Source organism: Chryseotalea sp. WA131a, from assembly GCA_025370075.1.
Classification (GTDB): domain Bacteria; phylum Bacteroidota; class Bacteroidia; order Cytophagales; family Cyclobacteriaceae; genus ELB16-189.
Map to the genome: position 1 here is coordinate 2573224 of CP073016.1, position 24727 is coordinate 2597950.

Sequence of the window (24727 nt, forward strand, 5' to 3'; positions counted from 1 at the left end):
ATACCACCGTACTGGGTGGTTAGGTTTTGGTATCACATATTGATTGAAAAGAACCCACGTTTTGCTTGAGCAATCATAACTAAGATGATAATCAATGCAATCGTATTAAAAATAAACAAGCGCTTGTGCTTGGCTGCTCCATCGCTCAATTTTTTCATGGTGATTCTGCCCATGGTAATCAAAACAATGGCGATAATCATGCCTGTATTGTGTTCTACCAACCAATAACGTGCCTCAGGATTTGCCATGGATGCTTTGCTAAAAATCACTACTGGGCTCACAAAAAATAAAATAATGCCCAACAAAAGCTGGGTATGGGTAAACATAAACAACCAAAGGCTCAATTGTTCATCGCGCTTGGTAAAATCCGATTTGCTATTCCATCCCATAAACGAGCGAACGATAACCAAAATCAAAAAAATCAGAAGGAAATAGCGCACAAGAGAGTGCGTCATCAATAAAATAGAATGCATAACCAGAATAGTTTAAATTTGAAGTTGAAAATTACACTTTTTTAAAGAAACTTGGCAGAAAACTATTCGGCAGCCCTGCTGGATGATCTTTACGGTGCACCTATGAAAAAAAATCTCTTCGCTGTCGCCATTCTATTTCTGTTGATAGGCAGGTTGTATGCTCAACCCGATACGGTGCGTGCAGGCGCGTACGTAATCAGTGTGCATGACATCAATTTTCACAATAAAGATTACACTGCCCGTTTTTGGGTATGGTTTGTGTACAGCAATCCAAAATTAGATTTTACCCAACAGTTGGATATACCCAATTCTAAAAGTGTGGAGCAGGCCTTTCCTATCAAAGATAGCATTGAAGGCAAGGCATGGGTGATGATGAAGATGAAGGCAGTAATGAAAGAAAAATGGATTGTTTCTGATTTTCCGTTTGATGAACAGCACTTGAATTTGCAAATTGAAAATTCACAGTTTGATACCTCCCATTTGGTTTTCAAACCCGACTTAAAAGGAAGTCGCTTTGATCCAGAAGAAGCCATCGATGGATGGAACATCAAGAATTTTCGAGTTTACACCAAGCTGAAAACATACGAAACTGGTTTTGGTGATTCCAGACCCGGAAGAAATAGCCAGACCTTTTCATCTTTTAATATTGAGATGGATTTGCAGCGCGAGGCACTCGGTCTTTTCATGAAAATTTTTGTGGCAATGTATATTTCCTTTTTGATAGCGTTCTTGAGCTTTGCCCTTAAGCCACACGAGTTATATCCTCGCTTTGGTTTACCAGTGGGCGGTTTGCTTGCTGTAGTAGGTAATAAATACATCATCGATTCTATTTTACCCGAATCTTCCACATTTACCTTGGTCGACACATTGCACACGCTCACTTTCTTGGCGATTTTTTGCATGCTGGTGATTTCTGCTATCTGCATTCGCCTGCATGATAGAGGCAGAATAGGTGCCTCTATGAAACTTAACAAGAGAGGTTTTGGTGCCATTTTGATTTTCTATTTACTGACCAATATATTCTTTGTTTCAATTGCTGTCTTAAACTAACGAATGAAAATTATTACTGCTGAACTACTCACCATTGGTGACGAAATTTTATACGGTCAAATTGTGGACACCAACGCGCAATGGATGAGCGTGGAGTTAGACAAAGTTGGGATTAAAGTCATTCGTAAAACCAGTGTGGGCGATCAAGAGCAAGAAATATTGACCGCTTTCGCGGAAGCTGAAAAGCGTGCTGATATAATTTTGATTACCGGAGGCCTTGGCCCTACCAGCGATGATTTGACCAAACCGTTGCTCGCGAAATATTTTAACTGCGAGTTGGTGATGAATGAAGAAGCCTTGGCGGAGGTAACGGCTTTCTTTAAAAGTCGTGGCCGAGAGATGACAGAGATGAATCGCCAACAGGCCGCCCTGCCGAGTGCCTGTACCAAAATAACCAACCCCATTGGCACCGCGCCTGGCATGTGGTTCGATCGAAAAGGAAAGATTTTTATGTCGATGCCAGGAGTGCCGCACGAGATGAAGAAGATGATGACCGAGCGCGTGATTCCAAAACTGAGAGAAACGTTTCGCATGCCGGTGATCCAACACAAAGTGATTCGCACCATTGGCATTGGTGAATCTTTTTTAGCTGATAAAATTTCTGTTTGGGAAAAATCGCTGCCCACGCACATCAAACTTGCTTACTTGCCAAGTTTGGGTGAAGTAAAGTTGCGATTAACAGGTTTTGGTGAAGATGCGGCATCATTAGAAAAAGAAATCAATATACTCGCAGAAAAGATATTGTCACTAGCAAGTGAATATGTTTATGGCTTTGGTGACGAACCGATTGAAGTAGTCATTGGCAAAATGTTGCGCGACCGAAAGCTTACTTTATCGATGGCAGAAAGTTGCACGGGTGGTTATCTATCGCATCTGATTACCAGTGTGCCGGGCTGCTCAGATTACTTTTTAGGAAGCATGGTGCCGTATGCCTACGAAATAAAAATGCGGCAACTCGGTGTGAAACCTGAAGTGCTGGAAAAATATGGAGCCGTGAGTGAGCAAACCATTATTGAAATGGCCAACATCGTGCGTGCCAAATTCAACACCGATATTGGTGTGGCTACTAGCGGCATTGCCGGGCCAGGCGGAGCCACTCCCGAAAAACCAGTGGGCATGGTATGGATTGCTTACTCGGACAAACACCAAACTGTGACTAAGAAATTACAAATCTCGCAAGACAGAGCCATCAACATCCGCATGGCCAGCATGGCGGTGTTAAATTTGATTCGGATGAGCCTGCCAAAATAGGTAGCTACAAAAAAAATACTTTAAGATGAAAACGACCATTTTTGCAACAATTCTAGTGTTTGTGAACATTGTTATTTTATTTGGCCAAGAAGAAACCCAAAAACAAGATACCACTTACGCCACATTTGAGTTTACATTAAAGGATGGAACCAAACTGGTTGGCCAGCTCATGGACCAAAACAAAGAGTTTTATCTTATCAAAACGGCAAACTTTGGAACCATGAAGGTGGGTGTTGTTCAAGTAGTAAGTATTGTTTTGCTAGGGCAAAAAATTGAAACCATTCTACCAAAAGATAAATCAACAATTTACTACGACAATCAATTTGGATTTAAATATTTCCTAATTAATACAGCGATTCCAGCCGAACCAAAAAAGTGGTACTACACCAATCAGTATGTTGCTTTCAGTAGTTTTACTTATGGCATTAGTAAGCACGTCAGCACGGGCATTTCTTTTTTTCACATTTGTGCCCACCACCTACTTTTCGCCAAATTTAAAAATTACAATTAATCCGGAAAGCAAATTAAAATTTGCGATTAATGGGCAATACTATGCTCTTAATAGCAGTGGTCGCAACACTAATTTTGGCATTGTTCAAGGCTTGCTCACAAGTGGAGATTCTCAAAATAATTTTACGTTTGGATTGAGTAAAATTATTTCGGGCCGTGGTGTTGATGACGGAGCAATCGTAACTTTTGGCTTCGTTAAAAAGGCCTCGCCAAAACTAAGTGTGATTTCAGAAAATCATGTGATTATTCCGTCTAGCACATCTTCCAGCAACGCGGTAGGCTTTCTTTCAGCTGGTTTGCGTTTTGACAGGCTTATGCATGCTTTTGACTTAGGCATCTATGTGCCAACTTCTGGTTTAGAACGAAATGTGAGTGTCATTCCTTACCTTGGCTTTAACGTAAAAATGAACAAATAACATTTTGCTGATATTGATTTAGCCAATCATTCCAGTAGATTTCCTCTATGAACCGAAGGGAATTTATTCAAACAACCAGCCTTGCTGCTGCAGCAACTTTTGTGAGCCCTTCATTTTTCAATTGGCAAAAAAGCCAAATCAATAATTGTAATCGGAGCCGGCTTTTCGGGATTGCCGCAGCGTATCCTATGCTTGCTCAATTATTTTTATCATGATATAAAAATCAAACTTCCGATAGAGGCGTATTGATTTTATACACGATAGGCGACAAAGCAGATGTGATGTTTAGTCAATCGAATGAAGAAAAACTAAAACTGGCACAGCTATCGGTGAAGAGGTTGTTAAGGCTATGGCGTAATTTTTTTGGTTACACATAGAAGTAATGTAATCTCAAAATACCAATCAAATTACTTTCGCATTCAAAGGATCCCAATTAATAATCCGTTTCTCAAAGTAACTTTTATTTGTTGCCAATGCAGGCCCTGCTGCTTGCATCCCAAATAAAGCATCTTCTTTAATGGCGGCTCGCTCTCGAATACCCCGATAGAAATTCAAATGATGGTCAAAGTTCGCGCTATAATTTTCGGGAGCTACAAATTCAACTCCTTTGCTAATCACAGATGGCTTCGATGGGGGGTATTTGGCTTTGTACCATTTTTCATATTCCTTTTGTTGGCTTTCACTAAATGTATCAAATGAATCCCAACCACCATAACCCGGTTCCTTGTCTAATTTATGAGGTACAACTTTCACATAATCCCAACCAAAATCGATGTATCCATCAGTGCCGATTAGCCTCAACCCTTCACCATTTTCTGATCCATCCACAAAGTTTACCCGCATCTGTAAATTGAATGCACTGTGCTTAGGTGCTTGGGGGTAATCGTAAACGCCCATGATAACATCGGGCACGTCTCGTCCATCTTTCCAGTAGCGCAATCCACCAGTAGCCAAAATTCGTTCAGGTCCAGCCGAACTGGTCACTGTGTGAAGAGCCGAAAAAAGATGAACAAATAAATCACCGGCTACTCCCGTACCATAGTCTTGATAATTTCTCCACCGAAAAAAACGTACCGGGTCATACGGCATCTTGGGTGCATCGCCAATAAACTTATCCCAATCTACTGTACCACCATTTGCATCCGTAGGAATAGAGTATTGCCAAGCGCCATTGGCACTGTGCCGATCCATCCACGTTTCCACCAAAATCAAATCTCCTATTGCCCCCGAATCAAACAGGTCGCGCGCCTTTTCTGTAACAATTGAGCTCACGCGCTGACTGCCCACTTGAAATACTTTACCTGTTTTCTTTTGTGTGGCAATCACTTCTGCGCCTTCTTCCAATTTATGAACCATGGGCTTTTCACAATACACATGCTTGCCTTTGTTCATGGCTTCGATAGAGATACGATCGTGCCAATGATCGGAGGTGGCGATGATTACTGCATCAACATCTTTTCGATCCAACAATTCTTGGTAGTTTTTAGTGACGTGCAGTTCTTTACCGAATTTTTCCTTTGCATGATCTAGCCGACCTGTATATAAATCGCAAACCGCCACCAGTTTTACTCCTGGCACCTTCAGCGACCAGAACGCATTACTAAACCCCATGATGCCCATACCAATGATGGCGATATTCACCTGATCGTTCGCTGAGAATTGTCGGCCACGGTTAGACTCTAATATTTGTTTGTAAGAATCAAGATTAGCCAAGGAAGAACTTGCAACACCTGTGGCTAGGGCAGTGCATGTTACCCTCTTTATAAAATCTCTGCGAGAGGTTGTTAATGCTTTCATGGAGTTGTTTTCTGTTAAAATTACAACCTTACATTAAATTTTGCAGAAGTTAAAATCACAAAATTTAATTCCATAACCTATCGTTTGTTAGCTACTTTATCGTTTGCGCAATCGATTTTTTCAGAATTTTTGCTTTTATATATCCATAATGTTACCTAATTTTCAACCTCATGTTAACCAATCAATTTTTTCACTTAAACCAATTCAGAAGAAAATGAGAAAATTCTACAAGCCATGGAACGTGTCATTGGTCGTTATGCTGATGATCGTTTCTTCTCAGTTGTTCGCCCAATCCTTGCGGATTAGCGGCTCAGTAAAAGATGAAAGTGGGCAGCCAGTGCCGGGCGTCAACATTCTGGAAAAAGGCACAACCAACGGCACAGTAGCCGATGTAGAGGGAAATTATACCATCAATGTTTCTCAGCCATCGGCAACTCTTGTCTTTTCGTTTATAGGCTACAAAACATTGGAAGTACCTGTGGATAGCCGTTCGCAGATTGATGCTTTAATGGTAACAGATGTTACCTCGCTAGAAGAAGTGGTGGTAACAGGTTACTCCACAGAAAAGAAAGGCGATATCATAGGCTCTGTTGCATCAGTGAAAACGTCCGATCTGTTGGCAACGCCTTCTGCTAATTTGCAGGCTCAATTGCAAGGAAGAGCTGCAGGGGTAACCGTCAGCGGTAGTGGTGAACCTGGCGCTGGTGCCAAAGTGAGGATCAGAGGATTTGCCTCATTTGGCAACAATGACCCCCTTTATGTTGTGGACGGCACTCCGACCGAAAATCCATCCTATATTAACCCCCAAGATATTGAATCATTACAAGTATTAAAGGATGCTACGGCAGCCTCCATATACGGATCGAGAGCAGCAAATGGCGTAGTTATCATCACTACTAAAAAGGGAAAGGCTGGAAGTACTAAAGTAACGGTCGATTCTTACTATGGATCGCAATTCATTCCGGAAAGCACCTTTCCTAAAATGGCCAATCCTCAGCAATACGGAGATTATCTTAGAAGATCATGGCAAAACTCAGGGGTTACAACAATTCCTACAGACAAAGTATATGGAAGCGTAGATAACCCTACATTACCAGAATATGTCGCAGTGAATGCTTCAGGAACTGTATTTAGGGGGATAGAAAGCGATCCTGCTATGAACCCAAGTTTATACAACGTAAATCCTAATGCGCCAAGGGGTGGAGCTAATTTTTATCAGATTGCGAGATTGCCACAAGGTCAAGGTACAAACTGGTTCAAAGAAGTTACTCAAGCGGCACCCATCCAAAGTCATCAACTTACCGTTGCTGGTGGAACCGATAAGGGAAACTATTCTGTCGGGTTAAATTATTTTGATCAAGATGGAACTATAAAATACAACAGCTTCAAGCGGTATACCCTCCGTGTAAATACGATGTTTAAACCACGTGAATTCCTCCGTTTTGGTGAAAACATACAGATTAGCTTTGAAGATAGAGTGGGTGGTGATCAAAAAGGTGAAGGGGGGGGGTGGGCTCAATCATACAGAGTACCCTCTTATATACCTGTTTATGATATCAGAGGAAATTTTGCGGGTAGTAGGATTTCGGGTGGAAATGGAAGCAACCCATTAGCTAATCTTTTTCGCGGTAAAGATAATATAAACAATACTTACCGAATTTTCGGAAATGCTTTTGGTGAAGTGGATATTCTCAAGTCTTTGACTTTCCGTACCTCCTTCGGTATTGATTACCGAGACAACCCTTTAAGGTCCTTTGCTTATCAGTTTTATGAAAATCAAGAGGGTGGTGATGGAAACAGCTATACAGAGAGAAATGAAAGAGACTTAACTTGGACTTGGACTAATACGCTTCAATTTAACAAGACCTTCGCAGAGATTCACCAAGTCAAAGTCCTCGCAGGATCAGAAGCTATATCATATGATGGTTCGATGATGAGTGTATTTAGAACCAACTATGATTTCAATGATCCTAAGTTTATGTCTCTAAGAACATCTAATAACCCCACCCCTATTGTGGACAGTTATCAAAACAACTCAACCCTTTACTCACTTTTTACGCGTATTGACTATTCATTAATGGACAAATATCTATTTAATGCTACGGTTAGGCGAGACGTATCATCCAAGTTCGGCCCAAATGCTCGTGTTGCTACTTTTCCTGCGGTCGGTTTCGGTTGGAGGTTATCCAAAGAGAAATTCTTAAGTAATGTTAGTTGGATCAGCGATTTGAAACTGCGTGGTGGTTGGGGGCAAATGGGCAGCCAAAAAAATGTGGATGCGCAAAACCAATATACTGTTTACGGATCTGTTAATGGAACATCGTGGTATGGTTTGAATGGAAGTGCACCAAGCGTTGGCTACAGATTATTGCGCGAGGGGAACTTAAACACAAGATGGGAAACCACAGAGACCACGAATTTTGGCTTAGATGCAAGTTTGTTTGATGGCAAAATAGACTTCACAGTAGAATATTTCAATACGGAAACAAAGGACTTGCTAGTAGACCAACCAATAATTGGAGCGATACAACCATTGCGCACCTTACCGAAAGTGAATATTGGAACTATGCGTAATAGAGGAATTGATCTAACTTTGACCAATCGAGGTGAGTTTGGTAATGGTATCCGCTACAATGCGACTGCCACCTTTACTCATTATACCAATGAACTTACTAAGTTTAATGGTGTGGAAGGTGCATTCATAAGTAGAGGGGCTGGTAGGCTAAATGATGTCGCCCGCGTACAAGTCGGCAATCCGTTATCTTCCTTCTTTGGTTACCAACGAGATGGTTTCTTTCAATCAACTGGAGAGCTCAGCGCGGGTCCTACGCAGCCATATGCGACAGTTGGTTCTTGGAGGTTCAAAGATGTAAGTGGACCTAACGGAGTACCTGACGGAAGGATAGACGACAAAGACCGTACTTATTTGGGTAGCCCAATTCCTGTATTTCAAATGGGGATTAACTTGAGCTTGGCCTACAAGAACTTTGATTTTACTGCCTTCTTTTTTTGGAACTATGGAAACAAAATTTACAACTACACCAAATGGTGGACTGACCTAAGAGGTTTTGTTGGTGGTATCAGCGAACGCGTAGTCACAGATTCTTGGACACCCGAAAACAGAAATGCTACGTTGCCAATCTTAAATAACCTGGACAGCTACGCAGCCTCGGTTTCTAGCGACTTCTATATAGAATCTGGATCGTATTTCAGGGCTAGAACTGTTCAATTAGGCTATAAGTTACCACAAAGCTTTTTGAGTAAGTACAAGATAGAAGGCTTGCGGATATACGCACAAGGTCAGAACTTGTTTACCATTACCAAATACTCTGGACCTGATCCAGATATCAACATTCAAGGTGATGACTTGTCCATGGGTATTGATTCCAGTGGATTCCCTAATTCAAGACAATTTATTTTTGGTCTTAACCTAACTTTCTAATCACCATAATTAAATTATATGAAAATAAAACTTAAAAGATTGTCCATCACTACGAGCTCCCTGTTAGTAGCGGTGATGGTCGTGCTCTCCTGTAATGACAAATTCCAAGAGCGCGCTCCACAAGGTGTCTACAGTTCTTCCTCACTTGCTAGTGCTGGGGGCGTGGAAGGTTCATTAGTTAATGCCTATGCTTCACTGCGTTATTGTTGCGATTGGTACTCAACTCCTAATAATTGGCTTTGGGGCAGCATCCTAGGTGCCGATGCATACAAAGGATCAGAGCAGACCGATCAAAACGCGCTGAACCCCATTGTTATCTATAAGCCAAATCCAGGTGATGGCCCTGTAGGATCAAAATGGAGAATTAGCTACGATGGCGTGGGGCAAGCTAATGCTGTATTAAGAGCCTTAGTCACAGCAAAAGACATTCCCGATGCAGATAGGACCAGAATTGCTAGTGAAGCAAGATTTATAAGGGGTTTATATCATTTTGAATTAAAAAAAGTATTCAACAACGTTCCGTATGTGGATGAGAACGTAACGGATTTCCGCATCTCAAATGATCAGGACATTTGGCCACAAATAGAAGCGGATTTTAAGTTCGCCTATGATAATCTTGGGCCTACCGCATCGAGCGTGGGTAGGGCTAACAAATGGGCCGCAGGTGCTTATTTGGCAAAAGCATATATGTTTCGAAAAAAATTTACCGATGCGCTTCCACTACTTCAACAAATTTATAGTCAGGGAACAACGGCAAGTGGAGTAAAGTATGGTCTAATGGAAAAGTACCATGACAATTTCCGTATCGCTACTAAGAATAATAAAGAGACTGTTTTTGCTATTCAGTACACCGTACGTGATGGTGCAAATGGAAATAACGGAAACTATGAAAACGTGTTGAACTACCCGTTTGGAGGAGGCCCTGGAGGCTGCTGTGGTTTCTTTCAGCCCTCACAGACTTTTGTTAATTCATTCAAGACAGGTTCGGATGGTTTGCCTTTGTTTGACACATTTAATGCTAGCGATGTGACCAGCGATGAAGCTTTTGCATCTGCTAATAGAACCTTTGTTCCGTATCAAGGCACCTTGGATCCACGACTTGATTGGTCAGTTGGTAGAAGAGAGATTCCATATTTAGATTGGGGCTTTCACCCAGGTGTTGCCTGGATACGTAAGGTTGACTACGGTGGCCCCTTTAGCCCAATCAAAAATGTTTATTATAAGGCCGAGGAAAGTTCTGGTGCAGAGAATGGCAGCTGGGGTCAGAAATTCAATGCCAATAACTATAATTTGATACGTTTCGCAGATGTTATTTTGTGGTTAGCAGAAGCAGAAGCAGAGGCAGGTTCTCCTGCAAGGGCACGCGATCTTGTAAATGAGATACGCAGAAGAGCCGCCAATCCAGATGGCTTTGTGAAGGGAAGATTTTCAGGGTATAATGCTTCAGGAGAGAAAATCATGGATCTGACGCAACCTGCTGCAAACTATGTAATTAATGAATATACCAATGCCTGGGACAAAACCTTTGCTTTAAAGGCCATCCGCTTTGAGCGAAAACTTGAGCTTGGAATGGAAGGACATCGCTTCTTTGACTTGGTGAGATGGGGAACGGCAAGCGATGAGCTTACTGCCTATATCGCAAAGGAGTCAGTTAAACGTTCTGTTATGGCGGGTGGTGCATTTGTTGTCGGCAAGAGTGAGTATATGCCTATACCAGACTTTGCCATCATTCAAAGTAATAAAGATGGTAAACCAACACTTGCCCAGAACCCTGGTTATTGATTTTTGAGCAATTGCTAGATTGAAAGAGGCTGCCTTAAAAAGCAGTCTCTTTTTTTTGATCGATATTTGATTTTTAAAGAATCGTAATTAATTGGAATTGAATTGTAAGCCTTTGTCAATAAATTTAGAGTTATGAAAAAACAAGTCTTCTATTGTTTGTGTGTACAGTTATCTTTTGCCTGCGGAGAATCTGATACGGCTAAAACATTATTCAAAAAAGTAAGCGTAGAGCATCATCACATTAATTTTGAAAACTCTATTACAGAAAGTGACTCCGCTAATATTCTAACTACCGAATATATCTATAATGGTGGAGGAACGGGTATTGCAGATTTCAACAATGATGGCAAACAAGACATTTTCTTCAGTGGTAATCAAGTACCCAATAGGCTTTATTTAAACCAAGGAAATTTTGAATTTAAAGACATCACAGAAATTGCTAACATAAATGTTTTGGGCAGATGGAACTCTGGCGTTACCGTAGTGGATATCAATAACGATGGATGGATGGATGTTTACGTATGCGCCACCATGAGGCCAGACTCAGTCAATCGTAGAAATATGCTTTTCATCAACAATGGATTGAACAAAAATGGATTGCCCACCTTTTCTGAAAAGGCGGCCGAATATAAATTAGATGATGCCGGATACAGTGTCAATGCTGCTTTTCTTGATTTTGATAATGATGGTGACTTAGATTTATATGTACTTACCAACGAAAGATTAAAAAATTCTCCAACTAATTATCGCCCTAAGATTATTGATGGTTCATCCCCTAACAATGATCGTTTGTATAGAAACAACGGTGATGGAACATTTACAAATGTTTCAAAAGAAGCGGGCATTTCAATTGAAGGATTTGGGCTTGGTCTGGCTATTGCAGATTTTAATGCAGACGGCTGGCCCGATATCTATGTCTCGAATGATTATCTCTCCAACGATGTTTTGTACATCAACAAGAATGGTAAATTCACTAATCGCATTGCAGATTTCATTGGTCACCAAAGTCAGTTTTCGATGGGCAATGATGCTGCCGATGTTAACAACGATGGGCTGCCTGATATTATCACTCTGGATATGCTTCCAGAAGTTAATGCTAGAAAGAAAACCACCATTTCTAACAAGAGCTACCTTACCTACGTGAATAATGAAAAATTTGGCTATGAATATCAGTACATCAGAAATATGCTTCACCTAAACAATGGCCTTAGTCAAGGCATTAAGTTCAGTGAGATTGGTCAATTGGCTGGTATATATCAAACAGAGTGGAGTTGGTCTCCTTTATTTGCAGATTTTGATAATGATGGCTATAAAGATCTGTTCATTACAAATGGATTTCCAAAAGATATTACTGACAGAGACTTTGCCATTTTTAGAGCAGACAAAGAAAATATTGCTGGAATACGTTATCTGCTTGACTCAATACCTGTAATTAAGGTTTCTAATTATGCCTACAAAAACAATGGGGACTTAACTTTTCTTGATGTTACCAAAGATTGGGGGTTGGAAGTACCTTCCTTTTCCAATGGAGCTGCATTCTCCGATCTTGATAATGATGGAGATTTGGACTTCGTGGTCAACAACATAAACGATGTCGCTTTTGTTTATGAAAATAAGAAGCGTAAACTAAACCAAGAAGGTAATGAAACTAGCAATTTCTTGAGAATGCAACTTAATGGACCATCTCAAAATAAAAATGGAATTGGTTCTAAAATCACTTTGAAGCACAATGGTACAATCCAATTCCTTGAGAATTATACATCGAGAGGTTTTTTATCATCCGTAGAACCTTTAGCCCATTTTGGCATAGGCAATAGTAAGGAGATTGATACTGTTATCATTCAATGGCCAGATAAAAAAACGCAAACACTTTTTAAAGTGAATGGTAACCAGTTGTTGAAAGTCGATTACTCGAACGCACGTGCCGTTTCGAATCCAATTTCTATTCCTGCTCAAAAACTTTTCACAGCATGCAATACTATCCCTTCCTTCAAACCAACAGAGAATGACGTAATTGATTTTAACCTGCAACGCACCTTGCCTCATAAATTTTCGCAGGCTGGCCCCGGAATAGCGGTTGGCGATATTAACGGAGATGAACTGGAAGATTTTGTTGTAGGTGGTGGATCGGGATATCCCACAACCTTGTTCTTGCAACGGCCTGATGGCGAATTTTTAAAAAAGAACTTACAATCCGAAGCAGAACTTAAAACCAAAATAGAAGAAGACGAAGGCCTGCTGCTGTTTGATGCAGACAATGACAAAGATCTTGATTTATACATTGTCAGCGGCTCCATCGAGCCTGCAAGTACCATTGATCTTTTTCAGGATCGATTGTATTTGAATGACGGCAAGGGAAACTTAACGATTAACAAAGAAGCTTTACCCAATACAAGAACCAGTGGGTCTTGCGTGCGGGCAGCCGATTGGGATGCAGACGGTGACTTAGATTTATTTATAGGTGGCCGAGTAAATGCAGGAAAATATCCATTGCCTGCTACGTCTTACCTACTTCAAAACACGCAAGGAAAATTCACAGACGAAACAGAAAAAATTGCTCCTAAACTACAATCTATTGGAATGGTTACTGACGCACTCTGGACGGATTTTAATACTGATGGACTAGTGGATTTATTGGTTGTTGGTGAATTCATGCCCATTCAGTTTTTTAAAAACACGGGAAAAAATTTGCAACTGCTGACGCAAACAGGAATAGAAAGCTATGTGGGCTGGTGGAACAGCATAGCGCCTGGTGACTATGATCAAGATGGAGATATTGATTATGTGGTGGGAAATTTGGGTCAGAATAATAATTATGGAGTTGATCGGGAACATCCACTAACTATATATGCCAAAGATTTTGATGGCAATGGTAGCATTGATCCGGTATTGGCATGTTACATGAAAGAAAGTATGAATAGTCCAATCCGCAAACTTTACCCCGTCCATTTCTGGGATGAATTAAATTCACAAAGTCCAAAATTCAGAAATAAATTTTCGCACTATCGCGAGTATGGTAAGACCACCATTGAGAAACTTTTTACCCCAGATGAACTAAATGGTGCCTTAATCATGCGATGCAACTATCTGTTAACAAGTTATATTGAGAATGTTGGAAACAATAAGTTTTCGATCAAAGCACTTGATCAGCTCGCACAGGTTGCGCCTGTGAATGGAATGACAGTAGGAGACTTTAATGGTGATTCTTATTTAGACATTGCCATGACTGGAAATGACTATGGAAACGAAGTGTTTGCGGGTCGGTACGATGCCTTTACGGGATTAGTACTACTCGGGGATGGGACTGGAAAATTCAATCTAGTACCTTCTTCTAGAAGTGGTTTTTACATTCCGGGCGATGGCAAGGCGTTGGCCTCTATTCACACGAAAAAGCATCGCTTCATCATTGGTACTCAAAATCAAGACAGTTTAAAGATATTTTCAAATAATGAACAGAATCAAAATTCGTTCTCACCAACGAATGGAGATTCGTACGCGGTGATGATTAAAAAAGATGGCAAGAAAGAACGGGTAGAATTTTATTATGGATCAGGATATCTTTCTCAATCCTCAAGAAAGCTTAAAATAGCAGATGTTATAACCGCATTTACCATTTATGATTCAAAAGGGAAAAGCAAAAAGATAAAGTAGAAATCGGTAAAATGAGGCTTCTTACAAGTAACCATATATTACCTTCCATTTTTAGGATGAGTAGTTGTTTCTTGTAGATACAAGAAGCCTACAAAAAATTTCGTTTTGTGTTGTTTGATGTTTTCTAACCTATACAGCCATGCTACACTCACCTCAACTCAAATCCAACCCTTCCCTATTCGTATTTCTTCCACTGTTTTACACTGTGTGGTCAGATGCTATTCTCACACCAAGTGAAATGGCCACCATTGAAGGATTGATTAATAGTCAGCAGTGGCTGAGCAAAGACGAGCATGATTTTTTGATTGACCAACTCAACCCTGCCAATCCACCCACAGCCGATGATTTGATGGATTGGAAAGAAGAAATAAAAAATGGGGCCGACCTTACCGATGGAAAAAGTTTGGTAGACATTGGTATTAAATTGATTGAACTGCACCATGGCGAGGTATCGGTAGAAGTATTAAAAGCAAAACCTTCGCTGGCAAACATAGAAGCCACGCTTGGCTTTATTAGTCACGAGGCAGCCTTTAATTTTCAATCGGGCAATCGCGCCACCGTTACACAACAACAAACTACACTGCGGACGTTTGATGTGGCGGCCATGACTAAATTATTAGATGGAAACGATGCAGCCATTATCAATAAAGTAAAAACAGTTCTTTCCGATCCTGAATTTCGGTATGTGGATCCCAGCAATCTTTCTGCTTATCGCGAGCGGGTGTTGAGCTGGTGCCGACTGTTGGCCGAGCAGGGCTTTGGTTCCATGGCCTTTCCAAAAGAATACGGTGGCCAATTTGATATGGCTGCGTACTTCGCCATTATGGAAACCATTAGTTATCACGATTTGAGTATGGTGATCAAATTTGGTGTACAGTTTGGGCTGTGGGGAATGAGCGTTTATTTTTTAGGAACGGAAAAGCACCACAAAAAATATTTAAAAGACATTGGCACACTTGAGTTGCCCGGCTGCTTTGCCATGACGGAGACACACCACGGCTCCAATGTAAAAGGCATTGAGACAACCGCCACGTATCAGCCTGCCACCAAAACCTTACTCATTCATACCCCACATGCTTTTGCCAAAAAAGAATACATCGGCAATGCGGCCGTGCACGGACAAATGGCCACGGTTTTTGTGAAGTTGATTATCGATGGAAAAGATTATGGCGTGAGTGCTGTGGTCGTTCCTTTACGGGATAAAAAAGGAAACACCTTGCCGGGCATTACCATTGAAGACTGCGGACGAAAAATGGGATTGAATGGTGTGGACAATGGCAAGATTGAATTTAAAAATGTAGTGGTACCGGTAGAAAATCTCTTAGATAGGTTTGCAGGAATTACCGAAGACGGAAAATTCACCAGCCCCATTGCCAGTGACAACCGCAGATTTTTTACCATGCTCGGCACGTTGGTAGGCGGACGTATTGGCATTCCACGTTCGGGATTGAGTGCAGCAAAATCCGGTTTGACCATCACCATCAAATACAGCGATCAGCGAAAACAATTTGGACCAGAAGGTGCGCCAGAAGTGCCCATTTTAAATTATCGCACCCATCAGCGCAGGCTGATGCCACTGCTAGCGAATGTGTATGCGTTGCATTTTTCACTTCGTTATTTAACAGACCGATTTATCAATCGCAAAGAAGAAGAAGTGCAAGAGATTGAAGCGTTGGCCGCTGGACTCAAAGCCTTTGCTACCTGGAACACCACGGCCACGTTACAAGAGTGCCGCGAAAGTTGTGGCGGCAAAGGGTTTCTCTCCGAAAACAGAATCGATGATTTAAAAAACGATACCGACATCTACACCACGTTTGAAGGAGACAACACCGTGCTGATGCAATTGGTGGCGAAGAGTCGACTGACAGAATTTAAGCAAGAGTTTGCACGCATGGATTTCTTCGGCATACTTGGCTACGTGGCCGACCAAGCGAAAACATCCATTGCTGAATTGAACCCACTCATTGTGCGTAACACCGATGAAGAACACTTACTAGATCCAGAATTTCAATTAGATGCCTTCAAATATCGCGAGCGCGACATTTTAACTTCTGCTGCCAAGCGCTTGAAGCGCCACATTGGCGAAGGTATGGACTCATTCGATGCCTTCAACGTAGCGCAACACCACCTGGTGCAAGTGGGCTTTGCCTACATCGAGCGCATGGTGCTGGAAAAATTTATTGAACAAGTAAATGCCACGCCAGATGCTGGCTGCAAAGCCATCCTTAAAAAACTCTGCGACCTATTTGCCCTTTCGCAAATCGACAAAAACAAAGGCTGGTACTTAGAGCAAGGGTACATGGAAGGAGTAAAAACAAAAGCCATCCGCAAACTCATGAACCAATTGTGCTGGGACGTTCGCCAAGAGGCCGTGCCATTGGTAGATGTTTTCGCCATACCCGATAGTTGCTTGGCTGCACCGATTGTGGTGAAGAGTACCTGATTTTATTTACTGAACAATAGGCCCATTGATTCTCATTGGATCGAGACTCAGTTCAAAACAAAATACTCCCTCTTTCTCATGACAGCAGCAGCCTGTGGCGGAAGCAAAATAGCTTCCTCTTTCGTTCTAGCAACCAATCGACTATTTTTTCCTGGCGATGAATAAATCTTCAAGGCAAAAGTTTTAGTAGCAATGTCTTGAATTTCAATTTGCAGAAATGGTTCGGCTGCCAACAGGCTATCATATTTTGTTGCTTCTTCAGGAGTCAGGATTTTTTCGGCTTGTAAATTAAAAATCGCCTCCAAATAATTGCTCAACTTGGTGGTGTCTGCCACGGCTACTTCTTCAATGCCAAAAAGTTTGTTGGCAAATGATATGGTAAAATCTTGTGTCGGTTGCTGTGGAAAATGAGCTTTCAAACTTTTAAAATTCTGCCAATTGAAATTAAAGACCCGTTTGTCGCGCCAATCGTTTTCGGTCAAGTCAAAAATAGAAGCCACATACACACGATAACCAGGAATGGCAACCACATACCATTCGTTGCCATCAAACGAAAAATATGTTTCTGATTTTGCGGGATTGCCTGCTACATAAAACTCTTTTGCCACTTGGTCGCCCATCCATAGGGTTAGTTTTGTTCTTTGCGCAAATTGCTTTTTCAACGAATCGAGAGGTGAATTAGAAATTTTTCGTTTGGGCTCGGCTTGCAGGATGGTGGCAAAAAAAACTTTTATCAACTGTCGATCGGCTTCTTTGTCGCTTACCCACCACTTGGTGCCGCTAAATTTCAATTCTAGCTTTCGGTTACCTGATTCAAAAACCACCTTATCAATTTGTGTTTGATCGGCTACTTTAAACAATTCCTTATCTATTTGATGGGTGGTTTTTTGCCCTAGCCACGAAATCAAGAATACACTCGCTGTCAATACTACAAGCGAAATCAATAACCGAATGTTGCGTTTCTGTTGCATCTTCAATTGCTGATTTTAAATTTAGCGTACTTGGCTTTTCGTAGGTATACCCACATCAAACCAAACAATAGTAAGAGCACCAAGGGCAATACCAAATTTATCATTTGCCAATAGGTTCGTTCGCTTTGAATTTTTTGTTTATCCAGCGGGCGGATTTTCACTTCTTTATTGCGGGCGGCTATCAATCCATTTTCGTTGGTCAAGTAAGCTACCATGTTGAGCAGCAAATCTTGGTTGGCAAAGGTGTATTTGGTAAACGGGTCATATCCCAAACTCTGCGGAGTGTTTTGCCGTGGGTTCACATCGTTACGGGCCATGTCACCATCTGCCACAACCATTATTTTGGTGGATGAACTATTCGCTTTAAATCCGAGCGTGTCCACACCGCTTGGCGCAAAACGATTTTTATAAAGCGAAGTAAAATTTCCTTCGAGTAAATAAGCAATAGGAATAGGCCCAGCATTGAAACTACCCTCCTTCAATTGTTTGCGCAAATCATTTACACCCACTTTTACAGGTGCCGTTAGCTTTCGCGAATAGGGAGAAGAAAATAGCAATGGCGTTTTCTTAACCCCAATGGCTTTTACCGTGTCGATACTACTGATAAATTTTGTTAGTGATGCATCTAAGTTTCTGGTGATAGGATGATCGGCATACTGATTGATCAACGGAAAGAACGGCCAATCCAACTGCATCAACCGAGGCTTGCCACCTTCGTTGCCCACCACAATCGGATACTTTCCGCTTACGCGATCTTGCACCAAATCGGCATTGATCCGAACTCCATACCGAAACAACTGATCATCTAAATTTAAGTTGTACGGAAATGCAAAGTAGTTCTCGCTGCTTGCGCTGTCCATATTGGCATCCAACCAATCGAGCAACAATAATAATTTACCACCACGCATCAGATACTGGTCGAGTTTGTATTTCTCCTGCTCCGAAAATTCCGTTCTGGGTTTTGCGACAATCAGAGCCTCGTAATCACCAATGGCAGCTTTTCGATTAATGTCAACCTGAAAAATATCATACTGCTCCAGTAAGGCATTGTTAAAACTTGCAATCTGCAAACTATCCAGTTCACCATGGCCACGCACCATTCCGATTTTTTTCCGATTGGAATTGGTCAATTTGTAAATCGTATTGGCCAATTCAAATTCCACATTCTCAATTGACTGGTTAAGTGCCTCTTGCGAACCTTGTGTCCGGCTTCCCTTCAACAACATCACCCCTGTTTCAAATCCACCCACCGACACCAATGCTCCCGGGAACACAAATTTCTCCACGCGCTGTCCGTCTTTGTTTTCAATCACATTGGTGGGACTAATTCCTTTCGAGGCCAACTCGCTCATGAATTCGTTGCGGGCTTTTTCACCCATCGCCAGCGTGGGGTCGGTAAAAATAAAATTCACCTTGTTATTAGAATAAATCCGAAACTCGCCCAGCATTTCGCGAATGGATTTTTGAAACCGTTTAAACCCGGAATTCAAATCTCCCTCCAAAAAAACTTCCACAAAAACTTCTTCTTCTAAATTCGAGAGTAACTCTTTGGTTTGCGGCTTGATGGTGTAGCGCTTTTCTTCCGTTAAGTCGAAACGGAAAAAATAAAACGAAGCCAGTAAATTCAACAATACCAACAGCACCAAACTATTAGCCAATAGCAATACATCACCCGTCTTTCTCCGCTTCATCCAATTTACCATAGCCTGCTTTTTAAAACAACCATTGTGGACAAAACAAAAAATCCGGTAATGCTTACCGCATACACTACATCGCGGCTGTCAATCAAGCCTTTGCTCAACGACTCGTAGTGATAAAGAATGCCGCATTGCTTGATCAATAACACATTACTTCCTGCAAAGGCAGAAAGTGAATCAAAACCCGTGTAAAAAATAAAACATAAAAAAGCTGCCACAATAAACGCCACAATTTGATTGGTGGTGAGTGCCGAGGCCAGCACACCGATGGAGCAAAAAATAGCAGCCAATAAAATCAAACCAATGTAAGAGCCGATCACGGCTGCCGTGTCGATGTTGCCCGCTGGATTGCCCAACGAAGAAATCGAAAAATAATAAATGATGGTAGGCAGCAACGCCACCAGCACCAAGGCAAAGGCCGCGAAAAACTTGCCCAGCACCACATCGCTATCCGACAATGGCTTTGTCAACAATAATTCCAGTGTGCCCATTTTCTTTTCTTCCGCAAAACTTTTCATGGTAATGGCAGGGATCAAAAAAATAAAAACATACGGAGCCATCGAGAAAAGCGTATCCAAATCGGCATAGCCGTAATCAAGCACCGAAGTCTCAGGAAACACCCACGTGAGCAACCCGATTCCCGTAAGGAAAACGCCTATCACCATGTAGGCAATGAGTGAACTTAAATACCCACGAAACTCTCGTTTAAAAACCTGGATCATACCGCACCATTGGTTAGTGAACGAAAAATCTCTTCCAACGAATTTTGCTCTTCTTTTAAACTCAAAATCGAGATCTTCTTTTCAGTAGCATAACGAAAAAGTTCTGCGCGCACATCTACCCCTTCATCTGAAAAAAATTTATAGTGTGCACCTTCCTTGATCACGTTCCTAACACCTTTTAGCTGCTTCAACTCTTCCGTGGAAATTTCTCCCTGAAACTCCACTACCAGAATAGATGCGTTCGCATTTCCCTTCATTAAATTACTGAGTTGGTCATCGGCCACAATTTTTCCTTTATTAATCACAATCACGCGGTTGCACAAGGCTTGTACCTCTTGCATGATGTGCGTAGAAAAAATCACTGTTTTGTTTTGGCTGATTTGCCTAATCAATTTTCTGATTTCCAGAATTTGGTTGGGATCCAGCCCCGAAGTGGGTTCATCTAAAATCAACACATCAGGATTATGGATTAGCGCTTGCGCCAACCCTACCCGCTGCCGATAACCTTTCGATAGCGCTTCAATGGGTTTATTTTGTTCGCGCTCAAGTCCACACATTTCCACCACTTCACCCACACGCTTTTTCAAATGATCTGAATCAAGTTTATAAACACCTCCAATAAAGCGAAGGTATTCGTGCACATACATGTCCAAGTAAAGCGGATTGTGCTCGGGCAAGTAGCCGATGGTTTTCCGGATTTTTAGCGGCTCCTCTTCCACATTCATGCCGTTCACCAACACACTACCCTCTGTGGGAGGTAAGTAGGTAGTGGCAATTTTCATGGTGGTCGATTTACCCGCACCGTTAGGGCCTAGAAATCCGACAATCTCACCTTTTTCAACAGCAAATGAAACGTCATCAACCGCCCGTTGGCGGCCATACATTTTGGTGAGATGGTTTACGTGTAATGACATTTTTTTTGTGCGTGCAAAAATAGGCAATCCCATCACTATTTTCAGAGCGATCGAAAATAAAAGACGGATAAAAAAACATAGGCTTGCACAATAAACACAAAATCAATTATGGGCGTGCCCCTCGTCCCCTCCCGCAAAGCCCACGCACACTCGGGTCGGGCTGTACGCTGCAAGCCCCCTCGCTTCGAGCGCTTACCCCGAGCGCAGCTTCAGGAGGCTTTCCACTTCCATCCCTCACGCTCACCACTTCGCAACCAATTAATCCATAAAAACCGAAACCTTTTCTGTATCTTGCAACCACAAAAACAACCACTAAAAATGATTAAGTACACCAATCAATTTTTAACCAAGCTCGAAGATTTGATTGCCGAATCGGACTATGTGCTGCGCTACGAAAAAGGGAATTTCAAATCAGGCTATTGCTTGCTCAAAGAGCAGAAAATTATGATCATCAATAAGTTTTTCACCACCGAAGGAAAAATCAATGCCGTGCTGGACATTTTGAAAAACGTAGAACTGGACGGTAGCAAATTCACCGAAAAGAGCCAGAAACTTTATGAGGAATTGACCCAAGCAGAAGCAAAGGCGGCTTAATAAATTTTTTAAAGTTAAACGAACGCAGGAACGCATGGTCAGTCTAATTGAAAAACCCCCACGCACCACTATGGAAGTATTTAAAATGCTTCCGGAAGGGACTCGTTGTGAGTTAATTGATAATACTTTATATATGTCTCCTGCCCCTACCACATCACACCAAGGATTGATTAGCACACTTGCTGGCTTATTTTTTAACTACCAAAATAAATCGAAGAAAGGTATCTACTATGTTTCCCCAATCGATGTTTACCTTGATTCAAAAAATGCCTACCAACCTGATTTAGTTTTTATTTTAAATGAGAACGTGGCTGTTATTCACGAAGACGGAATCTATGGAGCACCAGACCTTATCGTTGAGGTATTGTCGAAAGGGACGAAAGACTTCGACCTCACCAAAAAGAAAAAAGTCTACGAAAAATCGGGAGTGAAAGAATATTGGGTAGTCGATACCCAAACAAAAATTTGTACAGGCTTTCAATTGGTTAACAAAAAATTTGTAGAGTTCAAAAAAGAGAAAAGCAAAATCACCTCTGCGCTTCTACGTCACACCTTCAAAATTTAATTTCTTTTGAAAGTCACCTTACTTGGAACGGGAACATCACAAGGGGTGCCTGTCATTGCCTGCGATTGTGCCGTATGCAGGTCACTCGACTACCGCGACAAGCGACTGCGTGTATCGGTTCTAATTCAAGTAAATGAAAAAATGCTCGTCATAGATACGGGGCCAGACTTTCGGCAGCAAATGTTACGCGAGCAAGTGAAACAGTTGGATGCCGTTTTACTCACGCACAGTCATAAAGACCACATTGCCGGATTGGATGACGTGCGCGCTTTCAATTATTTGCAAAAGCGAGACATGCCAGTTTATGGAACAATGCCCACCTTAGCGCAAGTACAAACTGAATTTTACTACGCCTTTGAGGCAGAAAAATATCCGGGTACGCCACAAATTAAACTACATACTATAGATGATAGTGTTTTTGATGTTGAGGGTCTGACCATCACCCCATTACTTGTAAGGCACCTCCACATGCCCGTATTGGGATTTCGCATTGGCAATTTTAGTTACATCACCGATGCCAATCATATTCCAGAATCTACCTATCAAAAACTAAAAGGCACAGAGGTGTTGGTGTTAAACGCTCTTCAGAAAGAAAGCCATCCATCACACTTTACATTGGCCGAAGCAATAGAGGTTGCCAAGCAAGTTGAAGCCAACCAAACTTACTTCACACATATCAGCCATAAAATGGGCACCCAGAAATCCATTGAAAAAGAATTGCCAGAATCAATAGCTTTGGGCTACGATGGGCTTTCATTCAATTTGTAGTGCACAATAATTATTTCTTTTTAAAACAACTCAGTAGTAGTCTCCAAAAAAAACTGGCTGGCTTTACACTTGTTTCTTGCTTTAGCCAAAATAAGGAAGAGTTAATCATTGAATTCAACAATTCCATCGAATCATTCTTCATCAAAGCCAGTTTGCAGCCTTCGCTTTGTTGCCTTTCATTTCCCAACAATTTTAATCGTGCCAAAAAAAATAGTGTTGATTTATTCACTGAGCTCACTTTAAAAAAAGTGATGGAGATAACGCAATATGAAAACGAGCGGAGCTTTTCGTTGGCATTGGAAGATGACTACCATTTGCTTTTCAAAATGCATGGCAGCCAGTCCAACATTGTTTTATTGCATAAAGAAAGCGTGAAAGCAATTTTTCGAAATCAATTTCAAACCGATTGGGAAATCGAGCTTTCAAAACTAAATCGAAGCATCGATTGGAGTAAAGAAAGTTTTATTCAATCAATTCATGAATTATCAAAAACCTATTTTACGCTCGGCAAAGAATTTTGGAGCTATCTCTTATTACAAAACTTTGAAAGTCAACCAACAGAAGAAAAATGGAAGCTATTTTCAGATGCATTGGCGCTGCTCAAAGAGCCAATCTTTTATGTCAACAAAACGAAAGGCAACGTTTTCTTTAGTTTATTGCCATCGGAGGCTGGCATACAATTATCTACCAATCCAATAGAAGCCATTACCGAATTCTTTTATCAATCTACGGTAGCCAACGCTCAGCAATCAGAAAAAACGGTAGCGTTGCGCCACTGGCACGAGCAACTCAAAAGCAAGAAAAACTACATTCTCAAAAATAGAACGAAGCTAAACGAATTGATAAACGACCAGCATTATCAACTGTGGGGAGATTTGCTGATGGCCAACATGCATCTGGTGAAGCAAGGAATGGAGAAAGTGACATTGGAAAGTTTCTACGACCAACAACCAATAGAAATAAAACTAAAGAAAGAACTGAATGCCCAGCGCAACGCAGAGATTTTTTATCGCAAAGCCAAAAACCAGCAGATTGAAATCAACAAATTGAAAGAATCCTTTGCCCAAAAAGAAAAAGAGATAGAGTCGATTAACAAAACCATTCAAGAAATTGAGAGCAACGCTAGCACAAAACATAAGTTACCGAGTAACCCTTCAGTTCTTAGTTCAAAAAAAGAACTGTCGCTTCCCTATCGCGAAGCAGAATTTAAAGGTTATAAAATTTGGATTGGAAAAAGTGCTGAATCGAATGATGAACTAACGCTGAAGCATTCTTTCAAAGAAGACCTATGGCTGCACGCCAAAGATGTGGCAGGGTCGCATGTGCTGATCAAGCACCAAGCCAATAAAAATTTTCCCAAAGATGTGATTGAACGCGCAGCACAATTGGCTGCCCATTACTCCAAACGGAAAAACGAAAGTCTTTGCCCGGTAACTGTTACGCCCAAAAAATTTGTTCGCAAACGCAAAGGCGACCCAGCGGGAATGGTGGTGGTGGAAAAAGAAACGGTAGTGTTGGTAGAGCCGAGGGGATAGGGATTCGGGTAATCAGCGGAGAAAAAATAGCCTAGTGATAAGTTAAATGTATTATGACGTCATTTAAAAAGTAGGCAGTAGGCAGTCACCAGTAGGCAGTCACCGCTAGTCCTATAATGCACACTGTATCCTGCCCACTGCCGACT

The 24727-nt window shown here is 41.5% G+C and carries 18 protein-coding genes; 12 read left to right on the forward strand and 6 right to left on the reverse strand.

Features of this window, described 5'->3' with window-relative positions:
• Positions 1–32 precede the first annotated feature (32 nt).
• Positions 33–473: a cytochrome B gene (locus KA713_11565; GenBank protein UXE65134.1), complete on the reverse strand. Its 441-nt coding sequence runs from the start codon at positions 471–473 to the stop codon at positions 33–35.
• Between the two features lie 102 nt (positions 474–575).
• On the opposite strand from KA713_11565, the gene KA713_11570 reads away from it, so the two are divergent.
• The 4 genes from KA713_11570 to KA713_11585 are packed head-to-tail and all read left to right on the forward strand — an operon-like array spanning position 576 to position 3700.
• The gene (locus tag KA713_11570; GenBank protein UXE69107.1) at positions 576–1523 is read left to right on the forward strand and encodes a hypothetical protein; all 948 of its coding nucleotides are present in this window, start codon (positions 576–578) and stop codon (positions 1521–1523) included.
• A gap of 3 nt (positions 1524–1526) precedes the next feature.
• Positions 1527–2774 (forward strand): competence/damage-inducible protein A, encoded by a 1248-nt coding sequence (locus KA713_11575; GenBank protein ID UXE65135.1) that lies wholly within the window; start codon positions 1527–1529, stop codon positions 2772–2774.
• A gap of 25 nt (positions 2775–2799) precedes the next feature.
• Complete coding sequence (locus KA713_11580; GenBank protein UXE65136.1) at positions 2800–3285, forward strand: hypothetical protein; 486 nt, start codon at positions 2800–2802, stop codon at positions 3283–3285.
• Positions 3194–3700 (forward strand): hypothetical protein, encoded by a 507-nt coding sequence (locus KA713_11585; GenBank protein ID UXE65137.1) that lies wholly within the window; start codon positions 3194–3196, stop codon positions 3698–3700. The genes KA713_11580 and KA713_11585 overlap by 92 nt, the downstream gene beginning before the upstream one ends.
• A 402-nt stretch (positions 3701–4102) precedes the next feature.
• Here the strand turns inward: KA713_11585 and KA713_11590 are convergent, their stop codons facing one another.
• Positions 4103–5497 carry a Gfo/Idh/MocA family oxidoreductase gene (locus KA713_11590; protein UXE65138.1) on the reverse strand — a complete coding sequence of 465 codons (1395 nt, stop codon included), beginning with the start codon at positions 5495–5497 and terminating at the stop codon, positions 4103–4105.
• A gap of 214 nt (positions 5498–5711) precedes the next feature.
• Here KA713_11590 and KA713_11595 point away from each other — a divergent pair, with 214 nt between their 5' ends.
• From KA713_11595 to KA713_11610, 4 genes are all read left to right on the forward strand, one after another.
• The gene (locus KA713_11595; protein ID UXE65139.1) at positions 5712–8939 is read left to right on the forward strand and encodes a TonB-dependent receptor; all 3228 of its coding nucleotides are present in this window, start codon (positions 5712–5714) and stop codon (positions 8937–8939) included.
• 18 nt (positions 8940–8957) lie between these two features.
• Positions 8958–10721, forward strand: a complete 1764-nt coding sequence (locus tag KA713_11600) for a RagB/SusD family nutrient uptake outer membrane protein (protein UXE65140.1) — start codon at positions 8958–8960, stop codon at positions 10719–10721.
• 132 nt (positions 10722–10853) lie between these two features.
• Positions 10854–14372, forward strand: a complete 3519-nt coding sequence (locus tag KA713_11605; GenBank protein ID UXE65141.1) for a VCBS repeat-containing protein — start codon at positions 10854–10856, stop codon at positions 14370–14372.
• Positions 14373–14511: 139 nt separating this feature from the next.
• Entirely contained in the window at positions 14512–16815 is a 2304-nt protein-coding gene (locus KA713_11610) for an acyl-CoA dehydrogenase family protein (GenBank protein ID UXE65142.1), read from the forward strand.
• 47 nt (positions 16816–16862) lie between these two features.
• Here KA713_11610 and KA713_11615 read toward each other — a convergent pair whose 3' ends face one another.
• Genes KA713_11615 through gldA form a run of 4 tightly spaced genes read right to left on the reverse strand, consistent with a single transcriptional unit; the run spans position 16863 to position 21119 of the window.
• The gene (locus KA713_11615; protein UXE65143.1) at positions 16863–17786 is read right to left on the reverse strand and encodes a DUF4340 domain-containing protein; all 924 of its coding nucleotides are present in this window, start codon (positions 17784–17786) and stop codon (positions 16863–16865) included.
• Between the two features lie 2 nt (positions 17787–17788).
• Positions 17789–19477 carry a gliding motility-associated ABC transporter substrate-binding protein GldG gene (gene gldG / locus KA713_11620; protein ID UXE69108.1) on the reverse strand — a complete coding sequence of 563 codons (1689 nt, stop codon included), beginning with the start codon at positions 19475–19477 and terminating at the stop codon, positions 17789–17791.
• Positions 19478–19482: 5 nt separating this feature from the next.
• Entirely contained in the window at positions 19483–20205 is a 723-nt protein-coding gene (gene gldF, locus KA713_11625) for a gliding motility-associated ABC transporter permease subunit GldF (protein UXE65144.1), read from the reverse strand.
• Complete coding sequence (gldA, locus tag KA713_11630) at positions 20202–21119, reverse strand: gliding motility-associated ABC transporter ATP-binding subunit GldA (GenBank protein ID UXE65145.1); 918 nt, start codon at positions 21117–21119, stop codon at positions 20202–20204. Before gldA ends, gldF begins: the two co-directional genes overlap by 4 nt.
• Positions 21120–21437: 318 nt before the next feature.
• Here gldA and KA713_11635 point away from each other — a divergent pair, with 318 nt between their 5' ends.
• The 4 genes from KA713_11635 to KA713_11650 all read left to right on the forward strand — a co-directional run bounded on the left by KA713_11635 (position 21438) and on the right by KA713_11650 (position 24581).
• On the forward strand, positions 21438–21713 hold the full coding sequence (locus tag KA713_11635) for a hypothetical protein (GenBank protein UXE65146.1): 276 nt from the start codon (positions 21438–21440) through the stop codon (positions 21711–21713).
• 70 nt (positions 21714–21783) lie between these two features.
• Positions 21784–22278 carry a Uma2 family endonuclease gene (locus KA713_11640; GenBank protein ID UXE65147.1) on the forward strand — a complete coding sequence of 165 codons (495 nt, stop codon included), beginning with the start codon at positions 21784–21786 and terminating at the stop codon, positions 22276–22278.
• Positions 22279–22284: 6 nt separating this feature from the next.
• Positions 22285–23046: an MBL fold metallo-hydrolase gene (locus tag KA713_11645; GenBank protein ID UXE65148.1), complete on the forward strand. Its 762-nt coding sequence runs from the start codon at positions 22285–22287 to the stop codon at positions 23044–23046.
• Positions 23046–24581 carry a DUF814 domain-containing protein gene (locus tag KA713_11650; GenBank protein UXE65149.1) on the forward strand — a complete coding sequence of 512 codons (1536 nt, stop codon included), beginning with the start codon at positions 23046–23048 and terminating at the stop codon, positions 24579–24581. The genes KA713_11645 and KA713_11650 overlap by 1 nt, the downstream gene beginning before the upstream one ends.
• Positions 24582–24727 lie beyond the last annotated feature (146 nt).

Coding starts and splice junctions, on each gene's coding strand:
- KA713_11565 (UXE65134.1), bottom strand. CDS start 473: ATGCATTCTATTTTATTGATGACGCACTCTCTTGTGCGCTATTTCCTT.
- KA713_11570 (UXE69107.1), top strand. CDS start 576: ATGAAAAAAAATCTCTTCGCTGTCGCCATTCTATTTCTGTTGATAGGC.
- KA713_11575 (UXE65135.1), top strand. CDS start 1,527: ATGAAAATTATTACTGCTGAACTACTCACCATTGGTGACGAAATTTTA.
- KA713_11580 (UXE65136.1), top strand. CDS start 2,800: ATGAAAACGACCATTTTTGCAACAATTCTAGTGTTTGTGAACATTGTT.
- KA713_11585 (UXE65137.1), top strand. CDS start 3,194: ATGGCATTAGTAAGCACGTCAGCACGGGCATTTCTTTTTTTCACATTT.
- KA713_11590 (UXE65138.1), bottom strand. CDS start 5,497: ATGAAAGCATTAACAACCTCTCGCAGAGATTTTATAAAGAGGGTAACA.
- KA713_11595 (UXE65139.1), top strand. CDS start 5,712: ATGAGAAAATTCTACAAGCCATGGAACGTGTCATTGGTCGTTATGCTG.
- KA713_11600 (UXE65140.1), top strand. CDS start 8,958: ATGAAAATAAAACTTAAAAGATTGTCCATCACTACGAGCTCCCTGTTA.
- KA713_11605 (UXE65141.1), top strand. CDS start 10,854: ATGAAAAAACAAGTCTTCTATTGTTTGTGTGTACAGTTATCTTTTGCC.
- KA713_11610 (UXE65142.1), top strand. CDS start 14,512: ATGCTACACTCACCTCAACTCAAATCCAACCCTTCCCTATTCGTATTT.
- KA713_11615 (UXE65143.1), bottom strand. CDS start 17,786: ATGCAACAGAAACGCAACATTCGGTTATTGATTTCGCTTGTAGTATTG.
- gldG (UXE69108.1), bottom strand. CDS start 19,477: ATGAAGCGGAGAAAGACGGGTGATGTATTGCTATTGGCTAATAGTTTG.
- gldF (UXE65144.1), bottom strand. CDS start 20,205: ATGATCCAGGTTTTTAAACGAGAGTTTCGTGGGTATTTAAGTTCACTC.
- gldA (UXE65145.1), bottom strand. CDS start 21,119: ATGTCATTACACGTAAACCATCTCACCAAAATGTATGGCCGCCAACGG.
- KA713_11635 (UXE65146.1), top strand. CDS start 21,438: ATGATTAAGTACACCAATCAATTTTTAACCAAGCTCGAAGATTTGATT.
- KA713_11640 (UXE65147.1), top strand. CDS start 21,784: ATGGAAGTATTTAAAATGCTTCCGGAAGGGACTCGTTGTGAGTTAATT.